22 protein-coding genes are annotated in these 24,159 nt (G+C 72.7%); 7 read left to right on the top strand and 15 right to left on the bottom strand.

Going from position 1 to position 24,159, the window contains the following annotated elements; translation table 11 throughout:
* Positions 1–61: 61 nt before the first annotated feature.
* Together L2C96_RS21755 and L2C96_RS21750 are read right to left on the bottom strand one after the other, a co-directional pair.
* Positions 62–1,399, bottom strand: a complete 1,338-nt coding sequence (locus tag L2C96_RS21755; protein WP_237337525.1) for an ArnT family glycosyltransferase — start codon at positions 1,397–1,399, stop codon at positions 62–64.
* A 439-nt stretch (positions 1,400–1,838) separates the two neighbouring features.
* Entirely contained in the window at positions 1,839–3,236 is a 1,398-nt protein-coding gene (locus tag L2C96_RS21750; protein WP_237337524.1) for an AMP-binding protein, read from the bottom strand.
* 124 nt (positions 3,237–3,360) lie between these two features.
* Here L2C96_RS21750 and L2C96_RS21745 point away from each other — a divergent pair, with 124 nt between their 5' ends.
* The gene (locus L2C96_RS21745) at positions 3,361–4,422 is read left to right on the top strand and encodes a DegT/DnrJ/EryC1/StrS family aminotransferase (protein ID WP_237337523.1); all 1,062 of its coding nucleotides are present in this window, start codon (positions 3,361–3,363) and stop codon (positions 4,420–4,422) included.
* A 190-nt stretch (positions 4,423–4,612) separates the two neighbouring features.
* Here the strand turns inward: L2C96_RS21745 and L2C96_RS21740 are convergent, their stop codons facing one another.
* Entirely contained in the window at positions 4,613–5,389 is a 777-nt protein-coding gene (locus L2C96_RS21740; protein ID WP_237337522.1) for a hypothetical protein, read from the bottom strand.
* The gene (locus tag L2C96_RS21735) at positions 5,386–5,814 is read right to left on the bottom strand and encodes an MmpS family transport accessory protein (protein WP_237337521.1); all 429 of its coding nucleotides are present in this window, start codon (positions 5,812–5,814) and stop codon (positions 5,386–5,388) included. The genes L2C96_RS21740 and L2C96_RS21735 overlap by 4 nt, the downstream gene beginning before the upstream one ends.
* Positions 5,815–6,327: 513 nt before the next feature.
* Here L2C96_RS21735 and L2C96_RS21730 point away from each other — a divergent pair.
* Positions 6,328–7,158: a helix-turn-helix domain-containing protein gene (locus L2C96_RS21730; RefSeq protein ID WP_027935617.1), complete on the top strand. Its 831-nt coding sequence runs from the start codon at positions 6,328–6,330 to the stop codon at positions 7,156–7,158.
* Here L2C96_RS21730 and L2C96_RS21725 read toward each other — a convergent pair.
* On the bottom strand, positions 7,148–8,266 hold the full coding sequence (locus L2C96_RS21725) for an MFS transporter (RefSeq protein WP_237337520.1): 1,119 nt from the start codon (positions 8,264–8,266) through the stop codon (positions 7,148–7,150). The genes L2C96_RS21730 and L2C96_RS21725 overlap by 11 nt on opposite strands.
* A gap of 54 nt (positions 8,267–8,320) precedes the next feature.
* Between L2C96_RS21725 and L2C96_RS21720 the strand changes: the two genes are divergently transcribed.
* Positions 8,321–9,067 carry an AraC family transcriptional regulator gene (locus L2C96_RS21720; RefSeq protein WP_237337533.1) on the top strand — a complete coding sequence of 249 codons (747 nt, stop codon included), beginning with the start codon at positions 8,321–8,323 and terminating at the stop codon, positions 9,065–9,067.
* Here L2C96_RS21720 and L2C96_RS21715 read toward each other — a convergent pair.
* The 9 genes from L2C96_RS21715 to L2C96_RS21675 form a co-directional block, all read right to left on the bottom strand.
* Positions 9,064–9,498, bottom strand: coding sequence for a VOC family protein (locus L2C96_RS21715; protein ID WP_237337519.1), 435 nt, complete (start codon positions 9,496–9,498; stop codon positions 9,064–9,066). The two genes, L2C96_RS21720 and L2C96_RS21715, sit on opposite strands and share 4 nt — an antisense overlap.
* A 20-nt stretch (positions 9,499–9,518) precedes the next feature.
* Entirely contained in the window at positions 9,519–10,898 is a 1,380-nt protein-coding gene (locus L2C96_RS21710) for a PepSY-associated TM helix domain-containing protein (protein ID WP_237337518.1), read from the bottom strand.
* Complete coding sequence (locus tag L2C96_RS21705) at positions 10,895–12,433, bottom strand: copper resistance CopC family protein (RefSeq protein WP_237337517.1); 1,539 nt, start codon at positions 12,431–12,433, stop codon at positions 10,895–10,897. Before L2C96_RS21705 ends, L2C96_RS21710 begins: the two co-directional genes overlap by 4 nt.
* Positions 12,430–13,191 carry a DUF1775 domain-containing protein gene (locus tag L2C96_RS21700; RefSeq protein ID WP_237337516.1) on the bottom strand — a complete coding sequence of 254 codons (762 nt, stop codon included), beginning with the start codon at positions 13,189–13,191 and terminating at the stop codon, positions 12,430–12,432. The genes L2C96_RS21705 and L2C96_RS21700 overlap by 4 nt, the downstream gene beginning before the upstream one ends.
* 106 nt (positions 13,192–13,297) lie before the next feature.
* The gene (locus L2C96_RS21695; protein WP_237337515.1) at positions 13,298–15,595 is read right to left on the bottom strand and encodes a YncE family protein; all 2,298 of its coding nucleotides are present in this window, start codon (positions 15,593–15,595) and stop codon (positions 13,298–13,300) included.
* A 120-nt stretch (positions 15,596–15,715) separates the two neighbouring features.
* A complete protein-coding gene (locus L2C96_RS21690) occupies positions 15,716–16,546 on the bottom strand; it encodes a hypothetical protein (RefSeq protein ID WP_237337514.1) in 831 nt (276 codons plus the stop codon).
* Between the two features lie 204 nt (positions 16,547–16,750).
* Positions 16,751–17,431, bottom strand: a complete 681-nt coding sequence (locus L2C96_RS21685; RefSeq protein ID WP_237337513.1) for a helix-turn-helix domain-containing protein — start codon at positions 17,429–17,431, stop codon at positions 16,751–16,753.
* On the bottom strand, positions 17,431–19,203 hold the full coding sequence (locus L2C96_RS21680) for a copper resistance CopC/CopD family protein (protein ID WP_272883008.1): 1,773 nt from the start codon (positions 19,201–19,203) through the stop codon (positions 17,431–17,433). Before L2C96_RS21680 ends, L2C96_RS21685 begins: the two co-directional genes overlap by 1 nt.
* A gap of 9 nt (positions 19,204–19,212) precedes the next feature.
* Positions 19,213–19,857, bottom strand: a complete 645-nt coding sequence (locus tag L2C96_RS21675) for a YcnI family copper-binding membrane protein (RefSeq protein WP_237337512.1) — start codon at positions 19,855–19,857, stop codon at positions 19,213–19,215.
* 428 nt (positions 19,858–20,285) lie between these two features.
* On the opposite strand from L2C96_RS21675, the gene L2C96_RS21670 reads away from it, so the two are divergent.
* From L2C96_RS21670 to L2C96_RS21655, 4 genes are read left to right on the top strand one after another with little or no spacing between them, the layout of a single operon-like run.
* Complete coding sequence (locus tag L2C96_RS21670; RefSeq protein ID WP_020416430.1) at positions 20,286–20,606, top strand: 2Fe-2S iron-sulfur cluster-binding protein; 321 nt, start codon at positions 20,286–20,288, stop codon at positions 20,604–20,606.
* Positions 20,603–21,820 (top strand): NAD(P)/FAD-dependent oxidoreductase, encoded by a 1,218-nt coding sequence (locus L2C96_RS21665; RefSeq protein WP_237337511.1) that lies wholly within the window; start codon positions 20,603–20,605, stop codon positions 21,818–21,820. The genes L2C96_RS21670 and L2C96_RS21665 overlap by 4 nt, the downstream gene beginning before the upstream one ends.
* 57 nt (positions 21,821–21,877) lie before the next feature.
* Positions 21,878–23,059 carry an L-2-hydroxyglutarate dehydrogenase gene (lhgD, locus tag L2C96_RS21660; protein ID WP_237337532.1) on the top strand — a complete coding sequence of 394 codons (1,182 nt, stop codon included), beginning with the start codon at positions 21,878–21,880 and terminating at the stop codon, positions 23,057–23,059.
* A 23-nt stretch (positions 23,060–23,082) separates the two neighbouring features.
* Positions 23,083–23,565, top strand: coding sequence for a permease-like cell division protein FtsX (locus tag L2C96_RS21655; protein WP_020416428.1), 483 nt, complete (start codon positions 23,083–23,085; stop codon positions 23,563–23,565).
* Here L2C96_RS21655 and L2C96_RS21650 read toward each other — a convergent pair.
* A complete protein-coding gene (locus L2C96_RS21650; protein ID WP_020416427.1) occupies positions 23,562–24,086 on the bottom strand; it encodes a DUF3558 family protein in 525 nt (174 codons plus the stop codon). The two genes, L2C96_RS21655 and L2C96_RS21650, sit on opposite strands and share 4 nt — an antisense overlap.
* Between the last annotated feature and the right edge of the window lie 73 nt (positions 24,087–24,159).

The following is a 24,159-nucleotide window of genomic DNA, read 5'->3' as shown; positions in this document are numbered from 1 at the left end:
CACCCATATCAAGATCATCCTCAGCGTGTCAGCCCATCACCAACGTCCCCGAACAGCACATCTAGGGGCAGGGCACGTACGTCAGCCGCTCATCGCCGGAGAGCTGGGACAGCAGGCGGGACTCGCTGTCCGCGCGCAGGTACAGCGTCAGCCAGCCCAGCCCGGTGCGCTGGAAGGTGGCGACCTCGTAGCGCTGCGCGTACTTCTCCGCGATCCCGCAGTCCTGCGCCGGCGAGTACCAGGCCAGCGGCGCGGCGAGCACCGGCAGGCCGAACAGCGCGACCGGCGCGTACTCGTCGTCGCGGGCGGAGCCGGTGACGCCGGTGATCATCATGCGGGAGCCGGCGCGGTAGGCCAGCGCGGCGTTGCCGAACGTGTCGATGTTCGACCCGGACGGCAGGCGGTCGCGCAGCCAGTGACCGATCTCGGTGGTCTGCGCCATCCGCTGGCGGTCGACGTGCACGACCTGCTGGGCGGCGAACGCGGCCGGCACGCTGACCGCGCACAGCACGAGCGCGACCGCCGGCATGACACGCCGCTCGGCCAGCCGCCGCCGGGGCCGTGGCGACGGGCGGTTGCTCGTCCTGCCGGACGCCACTGCCGCGCCCACCGCGGCCAGTGCGCACAGCAGGAAGCCGTACGGCAGGTGGGACGACGCGGGCCAGCCGCTCCGGGCGTGCCCGTAGTAGGTCGCCTCCCAGGCCCACCACGGCACGAGGAACACCAGCGCGCCCAGCAGGTAGCCGGCGGGGCCCCACCAACTCGACCGGCGCCGCACCGCGGCCGTCAGCAGCCAGACCTCGCCGAGCAGCGCGAACACGACGCCGTCGGAGCGGGTCATCACGGCCAGCGCGGCGAGCACTCCGGCGACCAGCGGGTGGCCGGTGACCAGGGCCAGGCACCCGGCCAGCACGAGCAGCACGAACAGCGGCGTCTCGGTGCCGGCCAGCCCGTGCGAGGCGAACAGGCTCGCCCCCGCGGTGAGCAGCGCGGCGAGGACCCCGGCGGTGGTCGTGAAGCGCTTCGCCAGCAGGTACGCCACGACAACGCAGCCGAGCGCGCACGCGATGCCCAGCACGACCGCGCCGGTGACGACGTCCGCGCCGAACAACGCCCCGGGCAGCGTGACCAGCACCAGCCACAGGAAGTTCGGCAGGCCCTGGGTGCGCTCGCCGATCGTGTAGACGGCGCCGTAGCCCTCGGCCATGTTGCGGGCGTAGCGGAACGTGACGAACGCGTCGTCCGGCACCGTGGCCACGACGAGCTGCAGGACCAGGGCGAACACAAGGGCGAGGAACAGGATCCAGCCCCGGTTCGCGCGCAGCGTCGCGACGCGCGGCCACGCCGCGGTCACCACCCCCGCCAGCGCCAGCCACGCGGCGACCAGGGCACCAGGCACCTCTCACCCTCCGTGACGCCGCTCCACCCTTGCCGTAGGTATCGCTCCCGCGCCCGGATTGTTTCGTCGCCGAGACATTTCGGGGGTTGGTGGGTGGGGTGGGGGCCGCGGTGGTGGCGGGGGTGAGTCGCTGCGGTGGCGGGAGTGGGTGGCCGCGGTGGCAGGGATGGCTGGCCGCCGCGGTGGCGGTGGTGGGTCGCCGCGGTGGGTGGCCGCGGTGGGTGGCCGCGGTGGCGGGGGTGGGCGGTCCGCTCGCGAGGCGAGCGCCTACTCGGCCGATGCCGCGCCGGCAGGGAACCCGAGGCGGGCGAGCCGCCGCAGGGGCCGGGCGCCGGGTGGCAGGGCCCGAGGTGGCAAGCCGCCGTAGCGGCGGGGGCCGATCATCGGGGCTCGCTACACCGCACCGGTGCGCGGGCGGCCGGCTGCCCGCCCGCGCGGGTCAGATCTGCTCCTCCAGCGCCTGGTAGTCGATCTTGCCGCTGGCCAGCAGCGGGATCGTGTCGATCGGGCGGACGTCGAAGCCCGAGGCGTGCAGGTGCAGCCGGTCGGAGAGCGCGTGTGACGCCGCCTTGCAGGTGTCGGCCGCGGCGCCCTCCGCGAACAGCACCACCTTGTCATCGGCCGGGACGGCGGCCACGATGTCGATCCCCAGGCCGGTCGCGCGCGTCGCGGCCTCCAGGTCGTCCAGGCTGATCCGGTTGCCGAAGACCTTGCCGATCCGCTTGAGCCGCCCGGTGACGAACAGGAATCCCTCCTCGTCGAGGTACCCGAGGTCGCCGGTGGGGAGCACGCCGCCGCACTCGTCGCCCAGCGCGAGCTCCTCCGCGGTCGACGCGTAGCCCATCATCACGTTCGGCCCGCGGTAGACGATCTCGCCGGTGATCTTGGGGTGCGTGGTGTCGCCGCCGTCCGGGCGGCGGATCGCGAACTGCCCGCCGGGCAGCGCGGGCCCCACCGAGCCGATCTTCTCCGCCAGCCGCTCCGACGGCATGATCGCCATGCGCGGCGCCGCCTCGGTCTGGCCGTACATCACGAACAACCGCCCGCCCGCCGACCGCATCAGCGTGTCGAACTCGGCGATCAGCTCCGGCCGCATCCGGCCGCCGGCCTGGGTGAGCGTGTGCACGCCCGGGTTCGCCGCCGGGTCGAACCGCAACCGCCGCAACATCTCGTAGTGGTAGGGCACCCCGGCGACCGACGTGCACTCGTGCGCGGCGACCGTGTCCCAGAACCCGCGGCCGAGGATGCCCTCCCGCTCGACCACGACCGTCGCGCCGCTGACCAGGTGCGAGTTGAGCACGGACAGGCCGTACGCGTAGTGCAGCGGCAACGTGGTGGGCGCGACCTCGCGCTCGTCGATGCCCAGCACGTCGGCGATCGCGTGCGCGTTGGTCAGGATCGCCTTGCGGGACAACCGCACCAGCTTCGGGTTGCCGGTCGAACCGCTGGTCGGCAGCAACACCGCGAGATCACCGTGCGGGCGGATCCCGTCCCGGTCGAGGCGCAGCCACTTCCCCTCGGCGGCCCGGTACCCGGCTGGCGGCTCGGCGGCGGGCGCGTCCAGCACGGCCGCCGGGCGGAACCGCTCGATCAGGCCGGCCAGCACCGGGACGTCGAGCGCCGGGTCGACCAGCGCCACCGCGCGCCCGGCCTGCACCGCCGCGACGTAGGTGAGCACCCCGCTCAGGTCGACGCCGGTGCGGGCGAACAACACGCCGTCCGGCAGGGCCGCGAGCTCGTCGGCCCGCCGTTCGACCTCGGTGATCAGCGCCGGACCGTCGAGGACGGCGCCGGTTTCGGCGTCGACGATCCGGGCGCCGGGAGCCAGCAGGGTCACCGGAGCGCGCCTTCCGGCCGGCCCGGACCTGCACCAGTCGGGTGGATGCGGTTTACCACGCGGGTTCCATTCGTACAGTCTTACGGACGCCTGAGCCGAACACAGTAAAGGAAACGCCGAGCCGATGATCCCCGTCACCGCGGTCGACGCCCGCGATGCCGAATCCCTCGTGGTGGAGGTGCTGCGGTCGGGAACGCTCACGCGGGGCCCGGTGGTCGCCCGCTTCGAGGACGCCTTCGCCCGCGCCGCGGGCACCGCGCACGCGGTCGCCGTGAGCAGCGGCACCGCCGCGCTCCGCACCGCGCTGGAGGCGCTCGGGCTCGGCCCCGGCGGCGAGGTGATCACGTCGCCGCTCACCGCCGCCGCGACGCTTCGCGCGGTCCTGGCGACCGGCGCGACCGTCCGCTTCGCCGACATCACCCGCGACGACTTCGCGGTCGACCCGGACGCGGTCGCGGCCGAGATCACGCCGGAGACCCGCGTGATCCTCCCGGTCCACCTCTACGGCCAGACCGCGGACATGGGCAAGCTCGCCCCGCTGGCGGAGGAACACGGGCTGCACCTGGTCGAGGACGCGGCCCAGGCGGTCGGCGCGACCTTCGCCGGGCGGGCGGCCGGGTCGTTCGGCGTCGGCTGCTTTTCGTTGTCCGCCAACAAGATCGTGACCACCGGCGAGGGCGGCGTGGTCACCACCGACGACGCCGGGCTGGCCGATCGCCTGCGCCTGCTGCGGGACCACCGCATGTCCGAACTGCACGCCGCCGTCGGCATCCCGCAGCTGGACCGGCTGGACGAGCTGCTCGCGGCGCGTCGGCGCAACGCGCGGCAGCTGTCCGTCGGCCTGGCCGGCACGCCCGGGCTCACGGTGCCCGCCGAGCTGCCCGGCCGCGAGCACGCGTGGCACCGGTACAGCGTGCTGATCGGCCCGCACGCGATGCTCGCCCGCGACGAGCTGGCCGCCGAACTGGCCCAGCGCGGCGTCGAAACCGAGGTGCACCACCCGAAGCTGGTGTTCGACCACGACCGCTTCCGTGAGCACCCGCAGATCCCGGCCGTGTCCCGGCAGGACTTCCCGGTCGCGTTGAAGGTCACCGAGGAGGTCCTGTCGCTGCCGGTGCACCCCGCGCTCTCCGAGGCCGACGTGGACACCGTCGTGCGTGAGGTGCGCGAAGCGCTCGGCGCGTGACCTGCGCTGTCCGATGTGGACGGCCACCGGACGGCGCGGCGTCTTCTCAGGCAGCGGGGTTTTCTCAGGCAATTCTTGGGTACCACGGATTAGCATGGAGGTCGCCCTGTAATGCGGACAGGGCCCCTGGGATCCAGCGGGCGGGCGGAACGCCCGCTGGATCCCCTTCGCCTCCCGCACCGGGAGGAGTCTATTCGTCCGTTCGGCGCAAAATCCAGGTCCGGCCGAGCTGGATTCCGACGAGTGCGATGAGCAGCGCGGCGAGGATCGCCGGGCTTTCCCACGGCCGCGGGTCGTCCGCGGGCAGCGCCTCGGCGGTCGCCGCCACGCGGGATCGTCCCAGCGCCACCGAGTCGAACTGCGCCTGCGGGACGGTGCTCTGCACCTCGTAGTGCGATCCGGGCGCGGGGAGCGCGCCGGCCGGGCCGTCGCCCTGGTACGGCGGCGGCTCGGCCGGCGCCCCTCCCCCGGCCGGTCCGCCCGCGGGCAGCGTGGGCTCCGGCGGGGCGAGCGTGGGCGGCGGTGGTGGCGGCGCGGTCACCGGGTCCGCGGGCGGCGCCTCGGCCCGGACCACGGTGATGCGGCAGGTGCCGGCCAGCAGGCCGTGCACCGGGCCGACGAGCACGTCGAGCACCGGGCCGACCACCGAGATGCCGGTGAGCCGCGCGAGCACGGCGTCCGCGATGACGTCCCCGGCGATCCCGGCCGGGCCTGCCGCGGGCAACTCGATCGGCGGGGTCGCGCGCCACGCGGTCTCGAACGCGGGCACCAGGACGTTCAGCGGGTCCAGCGGCGCCAGCACGGACACCACCGGGTCGAGCACGGCGAGCGGGCTCAGCGCGAGCTCGTCGCCTTCGGTGACAGTGGCGACGCAGCTGTCCAGCACCCGCGTCTCGGCCCGCGCGGCGGGTGCGGCCAGCAGGCCGAACGCCAGCGCAGCGGCCACGATCGCGGCGCGGGCCCTCATGGCCGGATCACCGAGGAGCAGGAGACGGAGGTCCAGTCGTCCAGGGCGTTCGCGCTGTGCACGACCACGCCGTCCACGGAGACGGCGCAGCCGCCCGGACTGGCCGCCATCACCTGGACCACGCCGAGCGCGGGACCGACTTCGAGGTCGAGCTCCAGACGCCACGGCAGGGGCACGTCGCGCAGCGTCTCGGTGCGGTTGACGCCGTCGATGACGTACCGGATCTCCGGCGCGGAACCGGAACCGGTGACCTCGTAGACGACCCGGTGCGCGCTGCGCGGCAGCTCGAAGGACGTGCGGCTGAGCGGCTGGCCGGTGCTCAGCGCCTGCAGCGCGGTGGCCGCGCCGACGGGCACGACGGCGGCGCCGATCAGCCACGGCAGCCACCACGTCCGCCGGGCGATCCGCGTGGCCGTGTCGCTCATCGTGCTCGCTTTCTTGGACGCTTCTCAGGTTCCGTGCGGGCGGATGTGGAAACCTGGGGAGAGCGTCATCCTGGCACGCGGATCGGCGGCCTGACCAGCCTCGCCGATCGGACCGGGAAGCATTTCCGGAAATACGCGTTCACGTCCGGGAAACATTTCCGGGAAGCGCATTTCCGCAGGCCGCGGCCACGCGCCCGGCGCCGGGGACCGGCCGGACGAGGCGACCCGAACCCCGCCCGGCGACAGCGACTCCGGCCGACGTGAGGCAAATATGTGCCAGGCCCGGCGCGCCGGCGGCGGGACTCCCCGGGGCGGGCGTGACACATTTATGCCTCACCCGCCGGACGCGATCACTTTCCCGGAAAAATCTCCGGCAGCTCTTGTGATCGGCACTTAACAATGCGGGCACGAGGCGGATACATGAGGGGTCGTAATGTCCGTTGTGCCCGCCAATCGCCGAAAGGAAGACGATGCGCGCACCGCATTTGCCGCGCAGCTCGCCGGGGCCGGATCATGACGACACGTGACGCCCGCAGCCTGTCCCCCGATGCACTGGAAGCCCTCCGCCGACGGGCGGTCGCCGCTGTCGAAGCGGGTGTGTCCCGGTCGGAGGTGGCGCGCCTGTTCGGCGTGTCCCGCAAGACCGTCGGCGCCTGGGTGCTCGCCTACCGGCGCCAGGGCGAGGACGCGTTCCGCCCCAAGACCCGCGGCCGCCGCCCCGGGGAGCAGCTCGCGCTCTCGCCGGCGCAGCAGGCGTGGACCATCAAGACGATCATCAGCGGGACGCCGGACCAGTACGGTCTGCGGCACCGGCTGTGGAGCCGCCCGGCCGTGGTGGAGCTGGTCAACCGCGAGTTCCGGATCCTGCTGAGCCCGGCGACCGTCGGGCACTACCTGGTGCGGTGGAGCCTGATCGACGAGCCGTACCTGCAGGAGATGATGCGCAGCCGCGTCACCGCGACGGTGCCGAGGCCGCGCGGCGTCCCGGCGGCCGCCGAGGAGTGGATCCCGGAGGCGGAGGTGCTGTGGGTGGCGTGGACGCGGCCACACGCGCCCGCCGACCGCCGCGCCGCATCGCGGCAGAACCTGATGTCCGGGTTCCGCGACTACTTCGGCGACGTGAACGTGCTGATCGCGATGTCCAACCGGGGCGTGGTGCACTTCCGGGCCGGGCTGGGCCCGTTCGACACCCCGCACGCGGAGGACTTCCTGCACCGGCTGATGCACCAGCTGGGGCGCCCGCTGAACGTCGTGGTGTGCCGGTGGCCGCTGCAGCACTACGAAATGCTGCAGGCCTGGCCGCGGCGGCACTCCGGCCGCATCTCGGTGCGCTTCAGCCTCTGACCGGCTCGTCCACAGTGGACAGGAGGAGCAGGCCGAGCGCGGGCAGCGCGATCAGCGGCGCGAGCGCGGTCCGCAGCGAGGTGGCGTCCGCCAGCGCGCCGAGGACCGGGCTCGCGAGCCCGCCGATGCTCACCGTCAGGCCGAGCGTGATGCCGCTCGCGGTGCCCACCCGGCTCGGCAGGTAGTCCTGGCCGAGCGTGACGTGCAGCGAGAACGGCACGTACAGGCCGGCGGACGTGCCCGCGACGAACAGGTAGAGGAGCGGGCCGGGCACGAACACCACCCCGGCCACGGACAGCGTGGTGAGCGCGTAGGACCACCGCACGACGGGGATCCGGCCGAACCGGGCGGCCAGCTGCCCGCCCGCCACCGTGCCGGCCGCGCCGCCGACGTAGAGCACGAACAACGCGGCGGTGCCCGCGAGGCTCCCGCCGCCGGTGCGTTGTTGCGCGTAGAGCGAGACGAACGTGCTCAGTCCGATGAAGACGATGGAGCGGCACACGATCGCGCCGGACAGCTTCGCGAAGGAGGCCCAGTCGTTCCGGCCTGCGCCCTCGCGCGTGGGCGCCGCGGTGCCGGAGATCCGGCGGAGCGCCATCGCGCACAGCACCGCGCCGACGGCGGCGGGCAGGGCCAAGAGCGGCGAGAACGCGAGCCCGCCGGTCGCGACGACGGCCGCGACGAGCAGCGGCGCGGTGGCGAAGCCGACGTTGCCGCCGAGCGAGAACCAGCCCATCGCGGTGTGGCTGCCGCGGCTCGCGAGCCGGGCCACGCGGGCGGCTTCGGGGTGGTAGGCGGCGACGCCGATGCCGGAGACCGCGACGGCCGCCACGGTCAGCGCGTACGAGCCGACGCCGGCGAACGCGACGCCCAGTCCGCTGGTGAGCGCGCTGACCGGGAGCAGCCACGGCATGGACCACCGGTCGGCGAGCGCGCCGAACAGCGGTTGCACCACCGAGGACAACAGGGACGCGGCCAGCACGACGCCCGAGACGGCGGCGTAGGTGTAGGCCCGCTCGGCGACGAAGAACGGCACGAGCGCGGCCACCGCGCCCTGGTAGACGTCGACGCATGCGTGCCCGACCGCGAGCAGGGGGATGGTTCGCACCGGCCCATCGTCGCCGTGGCGGGAGCTGGCGCGCTTCCGTTAATCTGCCAGATGATGTCGGAAACCCGCCACCTGCCGCACGCGCCGACCAGGACCCAGGTCCTGGCCGCGGGCGAACGCATCGACGCGCACCGCCACGACGAGCACCAGGTGGTCTACGCCGGGTCCGGTGTCCTCGCCGTCACCACGGACGCGGGCACCTGGTTCGCGCCCGGCACGAGGGCGATCTGGGTGCCCGCCGGCTGCGTGCACGCCCACGTGGCCCACGGCCGGACCGACCTGCACCTGCTCGGGCTGCCCGCGGCCCCGAACCCCCTCGGCCTCGATGAGCCGGCCGTCCTCGCGGTGAGCCCGCTGCTGCGTGAGCTGATCCTGGCCGCGACCGCTGACGGTGGGAGTTCGCCGGAGCAGCGCCGGTTGCGCGCGGTGCTGGTGGACCAGCTGCGGGCCGCGCCGCGGGAGCCGGTGCAGCTGCCGACGCCGTCGGACCCGCGGCTGGTGGCGGTGTGCGAACTGCTGCACGCCGACTGCGCCGACCCGCGCACGCTGGCGCAGCTGGGCGCGGCGACCGGGGCGAGCGAACGCACCCTCAGCCGCCTGTTCGCCGCCGAGCTGGGCATGTCCTTCACGGCGTGGCGGACGCAGTTGCGGCTCTACCACGCGCTACGGCTGCTGGCCGAGGACGTCCCGGTGACGACGGTGGCGCATCGCTGCGGCTGGTCCTCGGCGAGCGCGTTCATCGACGTGTTCCGCCGCGCGTACGGCCACACGCCCGGGACGCACCACCGCCGCGGCGGCTAGTCCAGGCAGAACTCGTTGCCCTCGATGTCCAGCATGGGGATGCAGGACTCGTTGAACCCGTCGGCCTCCAGGACCTGCACGCAGGTCGCCCCGAGCTTTTCCAGTCGTTCGCGCTCGGCCTGGAGCGCGGCGAGCCGCTCGGCGCCAGCGAGTCCGGTGCCGACCCGGACGTCGAGGTGCACCCGGTTCTTGACGACCTTGCCTTCCGGCACCCGCTGGAAGAACAGTCGCGGCCCGGCGCCCGTCGGGTCGACGCACGCGAACGCCGCTCCGCGCCGCTCCGGCGGCAGCGAGCTGTCGTAGTCCGCCCACGAGTCGAACCCCGGCGGCGGCGGTGGCACGACGTACCCGAGCACCTCGCACCAGAACCGGGCGACGCGCTCGGGATCGGCGCAGTCGAACGTGATCTGAACCTGCCTGACCGAACCCATCCGACCACCATAGCCAGCCGCTACCTGGCCCGCGGCACCGGCTTCTTCCGGCGCTGCAGCGCGGAAATCGCGGCGTCGACCGCCAGGAACACCAGCAGGCTCGCCCCGAACACCGGGAGCACCCACGTGATCGCGACGATCCCGAGGAACCCGGCCGCCGTCATCGGCAGCGACAGCTGCTTCCAGGCCGCCGTCGGCAGCGCCTTCCACTTGCCCTTGTACGGGCTGCGCACCCACCACATCCGGTAGCCGAGTCCGATGAGGACCAGCAGACCGGTCACCAGCACCGCCAGCACGATCTGGTTGGCCAGCCCGAACAGCGTCCCGGTGTGGAACTCCGCCGCGACCGACGTCAGCTTCGCCAGGAACGAGTAGTCGTCCCAGCCGATGTGCTCGGTCACCTCGCCGGTGAACGGGTCGACGCTGATGTTGTCGCGCTGCAGGGGGATCCCGGCCGCGCGCTCCATCACGGTGTACACCGCGCCCGCCCGCGCCGGGGCCGTCACCAGCAGCTCCCCGTGCAGACCCTGGGCCTGCGCGATCTCCAGCACCCGGTCGACGCCGATCGGTTCGACGCCCTCCGGCACGGCCACTGGCGCGGCCACCAGCGTGGGCGCGCGCAGGCGCATCGGGTCGTTGTCCTGGCTGCCGCGACCGCCGGTGAACTGCGAGATGAGCAGTCCGCTGACCGCGATCACCACCAGGCCCGCCGACAGCCACAACCCGAGCGGGCCGTGCAGCCCGCGCAACCGCAGCCATCCGCCCTTCGTCTTGCGGGGCGGGACGAACAGGTCGCGGGTGCGCGTGCGCCGCCGCGACTGGGCGAGCCACAGCACCAGTCCACCGAGGACGATCACCGGCAGCCAGCTCGCGCACAGTTCCGCGTACCACCGCCCCGGCTCGCCGAGGTGCAGGTTGCTGTGCAGGTCCCGCAACCACGTGTTGGCGGGCATCCGGTTGCCTGCCGTGGTCAGCTCCCCGTTGATGTAGCCGGTGTACGGGTCGACGAACACGGTGCGCGCCTGCCCGGCGTCATCGGTGCCGGCCAGACCGGGCACCGACAGCACCACGCGGGTGGTGCGATCCGGCTCCGGCGACGTGATCACCTGCCGCAGCACGGCTTCCGGGTGCGCGGTCATCGCCGCGCGAACCTGTTCCGACACCGGTTTCGGCGCAGCGCCGACCTCGTTGACGTACAGCTGCGAGTGGTACAGGTTGTCGTGGATCTGCGGGCTGAACACGTACACCAGCCCGGTCAGGCTCAGCACCACGAGGAACGGCGAGACGACGATGCCCGCCATGAAGTGGACCCGGCGGGCGATCACCCGCAGGCCGTTCATCCCGCGCGCCGGCTGCTTCTTCCGCTTTCCCGGCGTGCGGGTCTCGGTCGTCGTGCTCATCGCACCTCAATGACGCCGTAGATGACTTCCTGCTGCCCGTCCGGCGCCCGCGCGGTCAGGGCCAGCTCCCATGGCCCGGCGGACGGCACGGTCACCGAACCCGCCAGGTGACCCGCCTCGGCGAGTGCGAAGGACACCGGGACCGGCGCGCCGGACGGCGGGGCCAGCTCGGCCGTGATCGTCGTGCCCGGTTTCGCGTCGAGGACCGTGACGTGCACCTGGTTGTCCCCCACCCGCGCCGGGACGACCGCGAGGTCGAGCGCGCCGGTGGACAACGCGAGCCGCACCAGCGGGGCCTGCGGAGCGGGCGCGGGACCGGTGGGCACCACGGACAACGCTGTGCTGACCCCGACGAGCGCAACCGCGAGGCCGGTCTGCGCCAGCGACAACCGTCCGGCCAGTGCGAGCAGGCCCAGCGCCAGCACGAGCACCGCGAACCCGGCCCACAGCCAGCCGGCGAGGCTCCCGAGGTGCTGCCACAACTCCGCGCCCGCCGTCACCGCCAGGAGCCCGGCGCACACCACGACCAGCGCCTTCGGCCTGCCGGCGACCTCACGGAACCGGCGCAGCACCACCAGAATCCCGGCGAGCACGGCCAGCGCGGTGAGGTGCACGACGCCCGCCACGACCGAACCGGGCCCGGTGAAGCTCCACGTCGCCACGACCGCGGCGGTGCAGGCGAGCACGGTGCCGCCGCGCAGCCGCCGCTCCCGCGCCGACTCCGCCGGGGCCATGGTCAGGAACTGCGCGATCCCGATTCCGGCCACCGCGACGACGAGCAGCCGCGCGAGGTACACGTGACCGGTCGCGGACTCCAGCGCCCCGGAGACGAGGCCGCCGTCGAGGATGTCGGTCAGCGGCAGTTTCGCGGCGTACGGGCCGAAGGTCAGCAGCGACAGCACGGTCCCGCCGAGCAGCCCGCCCCACGCCCAGGTCACCAGCCGACGGACCACAGTGGACTCCGCGCCCCCCGGCCACACCACGGCGACGAACAACACCACCCCGGCGAGCAACGCGAGCGCGGCGAACGCGAGGAACTGCGCGACCGCGTGCGCGACCGTCACCACCACCCCGGGCCGGGCGTCCAGCGCGGGCGGGGCCTGCACCGGGCTGCGTGAGGCGAGGTCGAAGGTGAACGTCCCGGTCGCCGCGTCCGTCCCCTTCACCGGCACGCTCCAGGCGATCGTGTAGGTGCCCGCGTACTTCTGCTTCGGCACCGGCACGGAGAGCGTGTTGTCCCGGCCGTCGGCGTGCACCGGGCGGCCGGGGTCGACGGGACGCTTGTACGGGTCGGTCATCCGGATCGTCGACAGCCCGGCGGGCACCGGCCGGTCGAAGGTCAGGACGATGTCGTCGGGCCGGGTGACCTGCCCATTGCCGGGCGCCGACGACACCAGCACGGGCGCCTCCGGCGACACCGGCGAGGCCAGCGTCAGCAGCGAGGTCCAGCAGGCCGCGACGAGCAGCAGGAACGGGAGCAGCCGTGCCGCGCGGCGGTTCCGCGGGACGGCGGGCGGTCTGGCCAGCGTCGTCATCCGTTGCTCACCTTCTCCGGCTCGGGCTTCGGCTCGGGTTCCGGCGCGCGGCGGTGCAGCAGGTGGGTGCGGAGCCCGACCAGCGCCACCACCAGGAACGCGAGCCCGAGCACGCCCCACAGGAAGGCGAACGGGGTGATGCCGCCGCTGTTCGCCTGCTCTTCGGCCTGCTGCTCGGCAGCCGCGGCCACCTGATCGGCCCGGTTCGCTTCGATCACCGCGGGCGGCGGCGCGCCCTGTGCGGCGTTGGGACTGACGACGATCACCGGTGCGTTGCCCGCCGCGGCGGAGAACCGGTCGGTGGCGCCGCTGGCGTAGCCCTGAACGGTTTCGAGCACCAGGTCGCCCCGCTCGGGCAGCGGGCCGAGGGTGACGAGGAACTGTTCGAACTGGCCGGGGCCGACCGCGCCGCCCTCCAGCACTATCGAGCCGACGACCTGGCTGATCAGGCGGTCACCGGACTGCTGCGGCGGGTCGAGCGGGCGCGGGTTGATCCTGGCGGTCCAGCCGCGGGCCGGCTTGACCTCGGCGAAGGCGATCGGGGGACTCTGCGGGAACACGATTTCGAGCCGGTTGCTCTGGGTGTCGGTGCGCTGGTTGGCGAGGCGGAAGGCGAAGGTCTCGGTGCTGCCGCCCTTGACGGAACCGGGCACGATCGACACCTGCGCGGCGGCCGGGGCGGCCAGGCCGAGCAGCGCGCACGAGGCGAGGAACAGCGCGGACAGGGCACGCGCGAAGGACCTGGGGGATGCGGGCATGGCGGTCTCCTGAACGGCCGTGGTCCGGAGCGGGCTGGCCGCTCCGGACCACGGTTTCCCTCACGGGGTGGGTGGATCGGTCACGCTGAGCTGCTGCGGAACCAGCTCAGCCGATCGGGTTCAGCTGCTCGGGGGTCAGCTTCTCCCGCCAGCCGGCGGGCACCTGCTGCGACCAGCCGTTGTAGACCAGCGGGATGGGCAGCACGCCCTGACCACCCATGCCGGGCTGTCCGGTCAGCGTGCCGTCCGACTTGGTGTCCGCGGTCGGCGCCAGCACCAGCTGACCGACGATCGCGGCGTCGGTGATGTTCCCGTCCATGTTCGGGTCGATGTCGATGACCTGAGCGGCGTTCGAGAACTTGTTCGACACGTAGGCGTAGTACCCGCCACCCTTCTTGGCACCGAAGTTGATGCCGTGGCAGCCCGCGTTGCAGGGCAGCTCCTTGACCACCTTGTCGGTCTTCGGATCGACGACCGAGACGGTGGCGCTGAAGGTGTTCGCGGCCAGCAGGGCCTTGTCATCCGGGCTCACTGGGAGCTGGATGGTCAGACCACCCCACGGCTTGGTGCCGTTCCGGCCGGTGACCGGGTTGTAGTTGTCCCACAGGTCGATGCTCGCGTTGTGGACCTTCTTGCCTTCCTTGACGCAGGCGTCCTCCGCGAGCGAGACGCACGAGATGCTCCCGCCGAGGAAGTCGGCCATGTAGAACTTCGACTGGTCGGACATCATGCTGGAGGCGATCGGCAGTTCGCCGGTCGGCTCCTTCCGCCAGGTGCCGGTCTCGTTGTCGATCACGGTCGCGTCGTACGGGTTCACGTTCGGCGTGATCGTGGTCTTACCGTCCGAGCTGAGCCAGAAGGCGTGCGGGTGCTGCGGGAAGTCACCCGGCGGACCCACCGGGATGCGGCGGTCGATCTTCTCCGCGCCCGGGGACAGCTCGACGACGTCCGTGCCACCGTTGATGGCGACCTGAACCTGGTCGGTGTCGGTGCGGGTCATGACGTGGGACGGGTCCGGTCCGACTTCGATCGTGCGCACGTGCTCACCGGTCGCCCGGTCGAACACCGACAGCTCGTCGTCGAACCACTCGGTCTGGTACAGGTACTTGTAGTTCTTGTCCGTCCACATGTTGTGCGGGTTGTTCATGTTGATGCTCGAACCGGAGATCTTGCGGTCGACCGTCCAGTTCTCCACGTTGACCTTCGTGGCGGCACCGACGTAGTCCTTGCCCGCGTACTCCTCCATCTGGGTGTCGATCCAGACCTCACCCACGCCAGGGGTCTGCGGCGGGGTCAGTTTGTCCAGGGTCTTGGGGTACCCGAACTTCTGGTCGTAGTAGGCGTCCAGGATCGGCACCAGCACCGGGTTGCCCTGGGCGTCGTACTGCAGGATCGGCGCCGGCGGGAAGACCGGGTTCCACTGCGACGACTCGGTGGTGCTGAACGTCTGCCAGTTGTCCGGCACCGTCGCGGTGAAGAAGATGCGCACCAGCTGCTGGATGACGTCCGCGTTGGAGGGAACCGTCAGGTCACGCGAGTTGACCTTCAGCTTCTTGCCGAAGTCCAGGCCGATGGTGAGCGGGTCGTCGACCACGGTCGCACCCAGCATGTACGGGTGGATCGTGCAGGTCCACGCGTACAGACCGGGCTCGGTCAGCTGGGTGGAGTCCGAACCGGCGAACGCGCCCATCTGCTCGAAGAAGGGCGCCCCCTCCGGCCAGATCAGCGACGTGATGTCGTGCAGCGACTGGTTCTTCGGGCTGCCGATGGTGAAGTTGGCCGTGATGGCCGGGCCCTTCACCGCGAACGTCGCCAGGTCGTCCAGCGCCTTCTGCAGGTCCAGTCCGACCGGGAGGCTGTCCAGGCTGATCGGCTGGTCGGCCGGCAGGCTCGCGACCTCGGCCTGGAACTGGCTGAGCAGGCCCTCGGCCTTCGCCGCCGACGTCGCCGCCCGCGGTTCGGTGGCCGCGATGTTCCGCACCGCGGACAGCGTGCTGTCCAGGTTCAGCAGGTCGGTCAAGCCGCCGAGCTGCCCGAGGGACGGCATCGCCTTGGCCGGGTCGCTGGAAACCAGGCCGGTCAGCGAGTCGACCAGGTCCAGGTTCAGCAGCCCGCTGGACTGGGCCGTGTCGAGCTGGCCAAGTGGCAGGTTCGGCAGCCCGAGCGCGCCTTCCGGCAGGCTCGGGATGATGCTGCCGTCCAGCGCGGACGTGCCGAGGCGCGGCAGCTCGGCCACGGCCAGCGACTTGCCGCCGAACAGCTGCAGGCCCGAGTCGAACCAGTTACCGTTGCTGTCGTTCAACGTGAAGGTGATCGGCACGGGGCCGACACCCACTGGCAGCGCGGCGGCCGGCACGGCGGCCACCGTCGTCGCGCCCAGCGCGACTGCTGCCAACGGGATCACCGTTTTGAGGCGGCGGGACCGCCTCTTCCCGGCTCCCGGGGGAGCGTTTTCGGGCATGTGCTTCCTTTCTCTCCACAGCCGTCCGAACCCGTTCGGACGGAAAACCGGAATGCGCGGCGTTCAGGTATTCAGCGGGCCGGTGCGCGCACTGAATACTTCCCCGCGCATTCGCCGCACCCAGGTGCGCACCAATTGCGCGCTCACCAGGGTGAGGGCGAGAGTCGCGAGCAGAACCGGCTGGGACAATTCGTCCCGGGTCACCGGCAATGCTTCCGCGGTGCCCGTCGGCCGCTGCGTGCTCACCACGTCGGCTTTTCCGGCGGCCACGGCCTGCGGTGGCGCGCCGGGGGCGCCGAAGTTGAGCGCGGGACCGAACGGCAGGGGGTCGGCGAACCCGAAGCGCGCGGTGGCGACGGCACCGCTGCTCTCCTGGGCGGCCAGGCGACCACCGGACGGCGTCGCGGCGCTGTTCCCGCTCGGCGCGGAGGACGGCGTCGTGGTGGGCGCCGCCGCGGGTGGCTGCTGGTCGCCCGAGCCCGGCGCTTCCGGCTGGGCAGGCGGCACGAGGATTTCGCAGGTCGAGCCGACCACTGAGCCCACCGTGTCGGTGAGCGGCTGCAGGATCGGCCCGAGGAGCGGGAGCTCGTCGGCGATGTCCACGCCGGGGAGCAGGAGGTCGCCGTCCGGCGCCGGCGCCGTGCAGTCGGCGGCCGCGACCGGTTCCTCGGCACCCGCTTCGGCGGCGCCGACGGTCATGCCGCCGAGGCAGCCCACCGTCAGCGCACCGGCCGCGAGATGACGTCGGAATCGCATTCTTGGCCTTCTCTCAGGAATTTCGCCGTCCGTTGTGGAAACCTTGATTCCGGGATCATCGTGGCATGCCCGGCCGATCCTGACCAGAAGCCCGAAAACGCCCGCGAGCGACCTTTTCGCGAATGTTTCCGGATCCACGACGCGACGCTGAACAGCCGCTTTCCCGCGTCGCGCGGAACACTTTTGCCCTGGCCGTCACCCGGTCGAGCGGCCTAATCCGCGGAAATCACCTCGGAGATTTTTCGCGCACCGGACATGTTCACCGTTCCGAAACAAGCGATCGCGGGCATGCCGGAGCCCCCGCGGCGCGAAGTGCACCACGGGGGCTCGGGTTCGAGTGGTTCAGCCGATGGTCAGCCCGGCGATCACGTTCCGGTCCGCCGAGCACCACCTCTCCAGCAGTTCCCCTTGTGCCGCAGGCCATTCCGTGACGACCGCGGTGACTTCACGCGCGAGCTGCATGCGCAGCCGGTTGCGGAAGTCGACCAGCTGCGCCACGTCGAACGGCAGCCGCCCGGCGCGGAAGAACACCAGCCCGCGGTTCGTCACCGCCACCAGCACGTGCAGCCCGCGCGGCGCGGTCCAGCGCACCGCCAGGCCGTCGCCCACGTGCTCCCGCGGCCCGGTCAGCCCCCAGCGGGTCAGGTAGCGGTCCGCCGTCGCCGGGCTGATCCGGATGCCGAACTCGCGCTCGACCAGCTCGGTCACCGCCCGGCGCGTCCACAGCAGGTGCGGCAGGCCTGCCGCGTCGGGCAGGCCGGCGGCGACCACCGTGACGATCCGGTCCTGCTGCTCGCCGGACAGGGCAAGGCACTCGCCCACCCGGCGGCCCCGGCGCTGCGGCGGGAACGCCTGCTCGCCGGAGGCCTGGTAGGCCCGGACCCAGACGCCCACGGTCTTGCGGCTGACCCCGAGCATCGTCGCGACCCGGCCCTGCGACAGGCCCGCCGTCACGGCCGCCACCGCGCGGCGGCGCAGCCGTTCCAGTTCCGGTGCGGACAACCTCCGCGCGTCCGTGGTCATCAGCGCGCCCCCACCGGGATCCGCACGACCGCCTGGTCCACTTCGGACGTTCGCACGGTGACCGCCAGCTCCCACATCCCGGGCATGCTGACCGGCACGTTCACGGCGATGGCGTGGTCGCCGCCGATGAACTGCAGCGCGACCGGCAGCGGGCCCACCGATTTCGACGGCAGGCTCAGCGACGCGGTCAGCTCGGCAACCTGCTTCGGCCGCCGCTGCGCGTCCAGCACCGCGAGGTGGACTTCGTTGCGTCCCACCGCTCCCGGGGTCACCAGCGCCGCCAGCTGCCCGGCCCCGGCCGGTCCGCCGCCCGCGTCGAACGGCAGGACGACGTTCACCGGGCCGGTCCGCGCCGGGACCTCCGCCTCCGCCCGCTCCCTGGCCAGCTCGGCGGTGGCCGGCTCGGCGCTCACCAGGAACGCCGTCACCCCGAGCACCACGGCGGCCAGCACGGCCTCGGTCGCGACCATCCGCCGGAACCGGCTGACCTCGCGCTCCGCCGGGCCGCGGTAGGCCTTGCGCTTCTTGGACACCACCGGCGCGTGGGTGTAGTGCCTGCGGACCCACTGCCGGGCCAGCGCGCCCAGCAGCACGAGCACCACCACGAGCCCGAGCTTCGCCAGCAGCACCGCGCCGTAGCTGGTGGCGAACAGCGCCGCCAGGCTGCCGACCTCGCGCCACGCCTGGTAGGTGCCGGTCACCACCAGCACGGCGACGCAGACCAGCGCGGTGCGGGAGAACCGTGGGATCGCGATCCGCATGCCGAACACGTCACCCGAGCGCAGCAGCACACCGAGCAGGACGGGCAGGCCGCCGAGCCACACGGCCATCGCCACCAGGTGGATCGCGTCGACCGGCAGCGACAACGCGACCTGCGTGCCGGTGACGCTGTGGTTGGTCAGGCTCCAGGTGATCGCGAGGGCGGCCCCGGCCGTCAGCACCAGCGCGGCCCGCCGCCGGTGGTCTCGGGCCTGGTACTCGGCGAACGACGTCCGCCGGAACACGTGGACGAGCACGGCGGCGATCAGTCCCAGCAACGCGACGCGCACGACCAGCAGCAGCCCCATCCGGCTGCCCACTGTCGCGCCGAGAACCTTCGGATCGAGCAGATCGGCGGCCGTCCCGGCGGCCGAGTACGGCCCGTAGGACACGAAGGCCAGCACCGTCGCGCCCAGCAGCGTGCCCCACCCGGTCCACAGCATCCGCCGCACCGCGGGCATCGCCTCGCCGCCCGGCCAGCACGCGGCGACGAAGAACGCGGTGCCCAGCAGCAGGGCCACCCCCGCGTAGCCGAGCCACCGCGCCACCGCGTACAGCGCCGACACCACGCCGTCCGCGGTCTGCTCGCCCGCGTTCGCCGCCACGCCGCCGGTGACCGAGCCGACGCTGAACGCGAAAGCGCCCGGCACCGGGTGGGCGTCGGCGGACACCACGCGGTAGCTGACCGTGTAGGTGCCCTCGGTGAGACCGGCCGGCAGTGTGACGGCGACGACGTCCGGTTGCCCGGGTGGGTGCGCCGGGGCGGACAGCCCCGCGACGGCGGCGCCACCCGGCCCGAGCACCGTCACCTCGGCCAGCTCGACCGGCTCGTTGAACCGCAGCGTGACCTCCCGCGGCGCGGTCGCCAGCACCTCGAAACCGCCCGGGGTCGTGCCGATCAGCACCGCGTGCGCGGACGCCTGGCCCGCTCCGCCGAGCGCGGCGGCCACGAGTGCGCCGAGTACGACGACCAGGCGCGCCGCCCACCTTGGCGTGCTCCCGTCCCTGCTCATGGCGCGGCCCTACACCCGGATCGTTTCGCGCTCGTCGGCGGCGGGGGCCGGCGTCTTGCGGCGGACGGCGGCCCAGCCGAGCGCGACCAGTCCGGCGGCCAGGCCCGCCCCGCCGAGCACGCGCGCGGTGGTGTCCGAAGTGGACGCCGGCGCGGGCGGTGGCGCGACGGACAACGTCGGTGCCGGGTGCTCCGGCTCCGCCTGCCCCGCCTGCGGCACGTCGATCCACCGCACGACCTGCCCGTCGGAGTAGGTCTGCAGGGTCTTCAGGACCAGCGTTCCCGCGGGCGGCGAGGCGATGCTGACCGGGAAGTCCTGGTAGGTGCCGACGGGGATCCGCCCGCCCTCCCAGACGATCGCGGTGACCGCTTCGCTGATGGTGCCGTGCTCGGTGGCGACCGGTTGCGGGAGTTCCGTCGTGGTGACGGACACGCTCCAGCCCGGCACGGTCTGCGGGGTGACCGAGGCCAGCGGCTTGTCCTCGGGGAAGCGGACCTCGAGGCGGACGGTGGTGGCGTCGTCGCGTTCGTTGGGCACGCGGAAGGAGACGGTGGCGCGCTCGCCGGGTTCGGCGGTGTCCGGCGAGACCGAGACGTGCGCCCACGCGGCCGGTGGCAGCAACAACATCGCCGCGATTCCGGCAAGGGTGGCCATGACAGTGCGACGCAAATGCGGTGCGCGCAATGCGGATCCTTTCGGTTGTCACCGCGACGGCGGAAGTCGCGGCGTTGCCCAATACTGCCGGTGCTCGTGTCGCGGAGGTGGCACCACTGTTAACGACATGTCACAAACCGTTCCCGAGAAGCGGCCGATGCTACCGGTAAGGCAAATTCCGGCCACTTCGCTCGCCGCGTTTACCCAGGTCACAGCTAGCGCTGAGCGGAACCTCTTTTTCCGCGCACGATTGCCGCGAGTCGGCTGAGGCAATATCATCCCAACTCGCCGGCCACTCCTCCCTCGACGAAATCTTCCGCACAGCAGGCCCCGCGCGAACCGGGGTCGGAACTAACATTTCCGAAATACCCGGCTGTTAGCGTTCTGCGGGCAACACGCCGCCGGCGAGGAGAGGTGGGAGCAGCGTCATGCCCAAGATCACTTATGTTCAGCAGGACGGCTCGGCCGAGTCGTTCGACGTGCCGGCAGGCATGTCCGTCATGGAGGCCGCGATCGAAGCCGGGGTCGGCGGGATCGTCGCCGAGTGCGGCGGGAACGCGATCTGCGCGACCTGCCACGTCTACGTCGACCCCGGCCAGGTCGAGAAACTGCCGCTGCCGCAGGCGGACGAGGACGCGATGCTGGACAACACCGCGTGCCCGCGCGCCGAGAACAGTAGGCTGTCCTGCCAGATCGAGATCACCGAGGAACTCGACAGCCTGACCGTGACCGTGCCGGAGGAACAGTGACCGACGTCGTGATCGTGGGCGCGGGGCAGGCGGGTTTCCAGGTCGCCGCCTCGCTCCGCGAGCAGGGGCACCCGGGCCGGGTGGTGCTCGTCGGGGACGAGCCGGGCGTGCCGTACCAGCGGCCGCCGTTGTCCAAGGCCTACCTCTCGGGTGCCCTGCCCGGCGAGCGGCTCGCGCTGCGGCCGCAGGCGTTCTACGACAAGCACGGCATCGAGCTGGTGTGCGGCCGGGCGGTCGGGATCGACCGGGACCGCCGCCGCGTCGCGCTCGCCGACGAGCGCGAACTGGAGTACGGGCACCTCGTGCTCGCCACCGGGACCCGAAACCGGGAACTGCCGGTGCCGGGTGCGAAACTCGACGGCGTGCTGGGCCTGCGCACCCGCGAGGACGCCGACGCGCTGCGCGAGCGGATCGGCGGGGCGCGGAACGTGGTGGTGATCGGGGGCGGGTTCATCGGGCTGGAGTTCGCCGCGGCGGCGGCCAAGCTCGGGTTGTCCGTCACCGTGCTGGAGGCGTCGGACCGGCTGATGCGCCGGGCCGTGTCGCCCGCGGTGTCGGCGCACTACCGGGAGCTGCACGAGCGGCAGGGCACGCGGGTGCTGTCGGACGCGTCGGTGGTTGCCCTGCACGGCGGCCACGAGGTGACCGGGGTCGAGCTGGCGGACGGCTCGGTGCTGCCCGCCGACCTGGTGGTGGTGGGCATCGGCGTGGTGCCCAACGCGGAGCTGGCGGCCGACGCCGGACTGGCCGTGGACAACGGCATCGTGGTCGACGAGCACCTGTCCACATCGGACCCGCGCATCTCCGCGGTCGGCGACTGCGCGGTCTACCCGAGCCGGCACGCCGGCGCCCCGCTGCGGCTGGAGTCGGTGCAGAACGCCGTGGACCACGCCCGCTGCCTGGCGGCGCGGCTGACCGGCGCCGCGGAGCCGTACGCGTCGGTGCCGTGGTTCTGGAGCAACCAGTTCGACGCGCGGCTGCAGATAGCGGGGATCAGCGCGGGCCACGACGAGGCGGTCGTGCACGGCGACCCGTCCGCGGGTTCGTTCTCGGTGTTCTGCTTCCGCGCGGGGCAGCTCGTGTGCGTCGAGTCGGTGAACCGGACACCCGACCACATGGCGGCGCGCAAACTGTTCACCGCGGGCGGTTCGCTGGGCCGCGAACTGCTGACGCCGGGCTTCGACTTCCGGCAGCACGTGGCCGCCCTGACCTGAGGCCCGTCACCCGAACGGCCCAGCGCCCCGGTCGTCGGCGTATACGCTGTCGGCGTGGTGAACCGGGTTGTCGTCATCGGTGGCGGAATCATCGGGCTCGCGACCGCGTGGGAGCTGACCCGGCGCGGGTCGGCGGTGACCGTGCTGGAGAAGGAAGCCCGGTGGGCCGCGCACCAGACCGGCCACAACTCCAACGTCGTGCACGCCGGGCTGTACTACAAGCCGGGATCGGCGAAGGCGCGGATGTCCGTCGCGGGCAACCGGTCCATTGTGGACTTCGCCAGGGAGCACGGGGTGCCCGTCGAGGTGTGCGGCAAGCTCGTCGTCGCGACCAGCGAGGCCGAACTGCCCGCGCTGGGCGTGCTCGCGCAGCGGGCCGAGGCGAACGGCGTCCCGGCGAAGCTGATCAGCGCCGCGGAGGCCCGCGAGTACGAGCCCGAGGTGTCGTGCGTGCGGGCGCTGCGGGTCGAGTCCACGGGCATCATCGACTTCCCCCGCGTCTGCACCGCGCTGGTCCGGCTGCTCACCGACCACGGCGCCGACCTGCGGCTGAGCACCGCGGCGCGCGGCATCCGGCCCGGCCGGGCCGGCGGCGTGGAGATCGCCACCGGCGACGAGGTGCTGCGCGCCGACGCGCTGGTCAACTGCGCCGGCCTGCAGTCCGACCGGATCGCCGAGCTCGCCGGGCTGCGGCCGAGCGCGCGGATCGTCCCGTTCCGCGGCGAGTACTACGAGCTCCGGCCGGAGCGGCGGCACCTGGTGCGCGGCCTCATCTACCCGGTGCCCGATCCGGCGCTGCCGTTCCTCGGCGTGCACCTGACCCGCATGCTCGACGGCAGCGTCCACGCCGGGCCGAACGCGGTGCTGGCGCTGCGGCGGGAGGGCTACCGCTGGCGGGACGTGTCGCCCGCGGACCTCGCCGACGTCGCCCGCTTCCCCGGCTCGTGGCGGCTCGCGCGGAAGTGGGCCTACCCGACCGGGCTGGAGGAGGTGCGGCGGTCGCTGTCGAAGCGCCGGTTCGCGGCCAGCCTGGCGCGGCTGGTGCCGGCGGTCGGCCCGGACGACATCGTGCGCCACGGCTCCGGTGTGCGGGCGCAGGCGCTGCGCCCGGACGGTTCGCTGGTGGACGACTTCCTCATCGAGACCGCGCCGCACCAGGTGCACGTGCTGAACGCCCCCTCCCCCGCGGCGACGAGCGCGCTGGAGATCGCCAAGCACGTGGCCGACCAGGTCGGCTGACGCCGGCCTGCCAGGATGATCAGGTGACCGACAGACCCGTCGCCGCGGCCGTGCCGCGGCGGACCAGGAGCATCCCGGTGTGGGTGTTCGTCCTCTCGCTCGTGCTCGCCGTCGGCGCCGGCCTCGGGGGCGGCGCGCTCCTGTGGGCGGGCGAATCGCCCGCGGACCGGCAGGCCGCGGAGGCGCGGGACCAGTGCGAACACCAGATCACCGTCTACTTCAACGGCACCGACCCGGACCCGGTGATGTCCGCCGCCGCGGACCGGCTGCGCGGCGACGCCCGGTTCGCGAGCGTCCGCACCCAGACCCGGCTGGAGGCCTGGGCGGAGTTCAAGCGGATCTTCGCCGACGACCCGGACCTGCTGAGCAAGTCCCGGCCGGAGGCACTGCCCGCGGCCGTGGTCCTGATGACCCGGCCGGACACCACGCCCGAGCAGGTGGCCCCGGACCTGGAGCAGCTGTTCCCCGGCGCGGAGGTCCGGACGCTGGGCCCATGCTCGCCCTAGCGCTGGGGCAGGTGCGCGGCGACGATCGGCGCCGCGCGTTCGGCCACCACGCACGACTTGCTCGGGTCCAGCAGGTTCTGCCCGCTGAGCACCACGAACTCCATCTCACCGAGCTTGACGGCCAGGTTGCACAGCCAGTCGCCCATGATGGAGCTGTAGTGCTGCCACGTGATGCCGCCGATCTGCTTCTCCCCGAGCGGCTGCGCGGCGAAGTACTCCTCCATCGTCTGGTCGGTGCCGTAGTAGGCCTGCAGCGAGTCGTCGAGGCTGGCGTCCGGGTCGAGTGAACGCCACTCGCAGCCCGGCGGCACCCGGTAGGAGGGCTGGGCCGCCTTCGGCGTGCCCGGGCCGAGCCCCAGCTCGGCGGCCTCGTCGGTGGTGAGCAGCGTGCACGGGTCGGTCGAGCCGGCCGGCGCGACCGTGATCCGCCCGGGCGCCGGCTGCGGTGTCCCGCTGACCGTGGTCGTGCACGCGCTGACCAGGCCGGCCGCTGCCACCACCGCGGCGATCCGCCACCTCACTGAATGCCTCCCCGGACCAGGTTTAACCGCTCGGTAACTCGCGGCGTGATCGGTTGTCCCACGCCGAACCTAG

This window comes from Amycolatopsis tucumanensis (assembly GCF_021654135.1).
Lineage (GTDB): Bacteria > Actinomycetota > Actinomycetes > Mycobacteriales > Pseudonocardiaceae > Amycolatopsis_E > Amycolatopsis_E tucumanensis.
The sequence above is the reverse complement of the archived record's forward strand: the minus strand, read 5'-3'. Positions and strand labels throughout refer to the sequence as shown.

Bases quoted from the DNA above. Each gene is read 5' to 3' on its own strand.
- L2C96_RS21745 (WP_237337523.1), top strand. From the start codon at position 3,361: ATGATCCCCGTCACCGCGGTCGACGCCCGCGATGCCGAATCCCTCGTG.
- L2C96_RS21740 (WP_237337522.1), bottom strand. From the start codon at position 5,389: ATGAGGGCCCGCGCCGCGATCGTGGCCGCTGCGCTGGCGTTCGGCCTG.
- L2C96_RS21735 (WP_237337521.1), bottom strand. From the start codon at position 5,814: ATGAGCGACACGGCCACGCGGATCGCCCGGCGGACGTGGTGGCTGCCG.
- L2C96_RS21730 (WP_027935617.1), top strand. From the start codon at position 6,328: ATGACGACACGTGACGCCCGCAGCCTGTCCCCCGATGCACTGGAAGCC.
- L2C96_RS21720 (WP_237337533.1), top strand. From the start codon at position 8,321: ATGTCGGAAACCCGCCACCTGCCGCACGCGCCGACCAGGACCCAGGTC.
- L2C96_RS21715 (WP_237337519.1), bottom strand. From the start codon at position 9,498: ATGGGTTCGGTCAGGCAGGTTCAGATCACGTTCGACTGCGCCGATCCC.
- L2C96_RS21710 (WP_237337518.1), bottom strand. From the start codon at position 10,898: ATGAGCACGACGACCGAGACCCGCACGCCGGGAAAGCGGAAGAAGCAG.
- L2C96_RS21705 (WP_237337517.1), bottom strand. From the start codon at position 12,433: ATGACGACGCTGGCCAGACCGCCCGCCGTCCCGCGGAACCGCCGCGCG.
- L2C96_RS21700 (WP_237337516.1), bottom strand. From the start codon at position 13,191: ATGCCCGCATCCCCCAGGTCCTTCGCGCGTGCCCTGTCCGCGCTGTTC.
- L2C96_RS21685 (WP_237337513.1), bottom strand. From the start codon at position 17,431: ATGACCACGGACGCGCGGAGGTTGTCCGCACCGGAACTGGAACGGCTG.
- L2C96_RS21680 (WP_272883008.1), bottom strand. From the start codon at position 19,203: ATGAGCAGGGACGGGAGCACGCCAAGGTGGGCGGCGCGCCTGGTCGTC.
- L2C96_RS21675 (WP_237337512.1), bottom strand. From the start codon at position 19,857: ATGGCCACCCTTGCCGGAATCGCGGCGATGTTGTTGCTGCCACCGGCC.
- L2C96_RS21670 (WP_020416430.1), top strand. From the start codon at position 20,286: ATGCCCAAGATCACTTATGTTCAGCAGGACGGCTCGGCCGAGTCGTTC.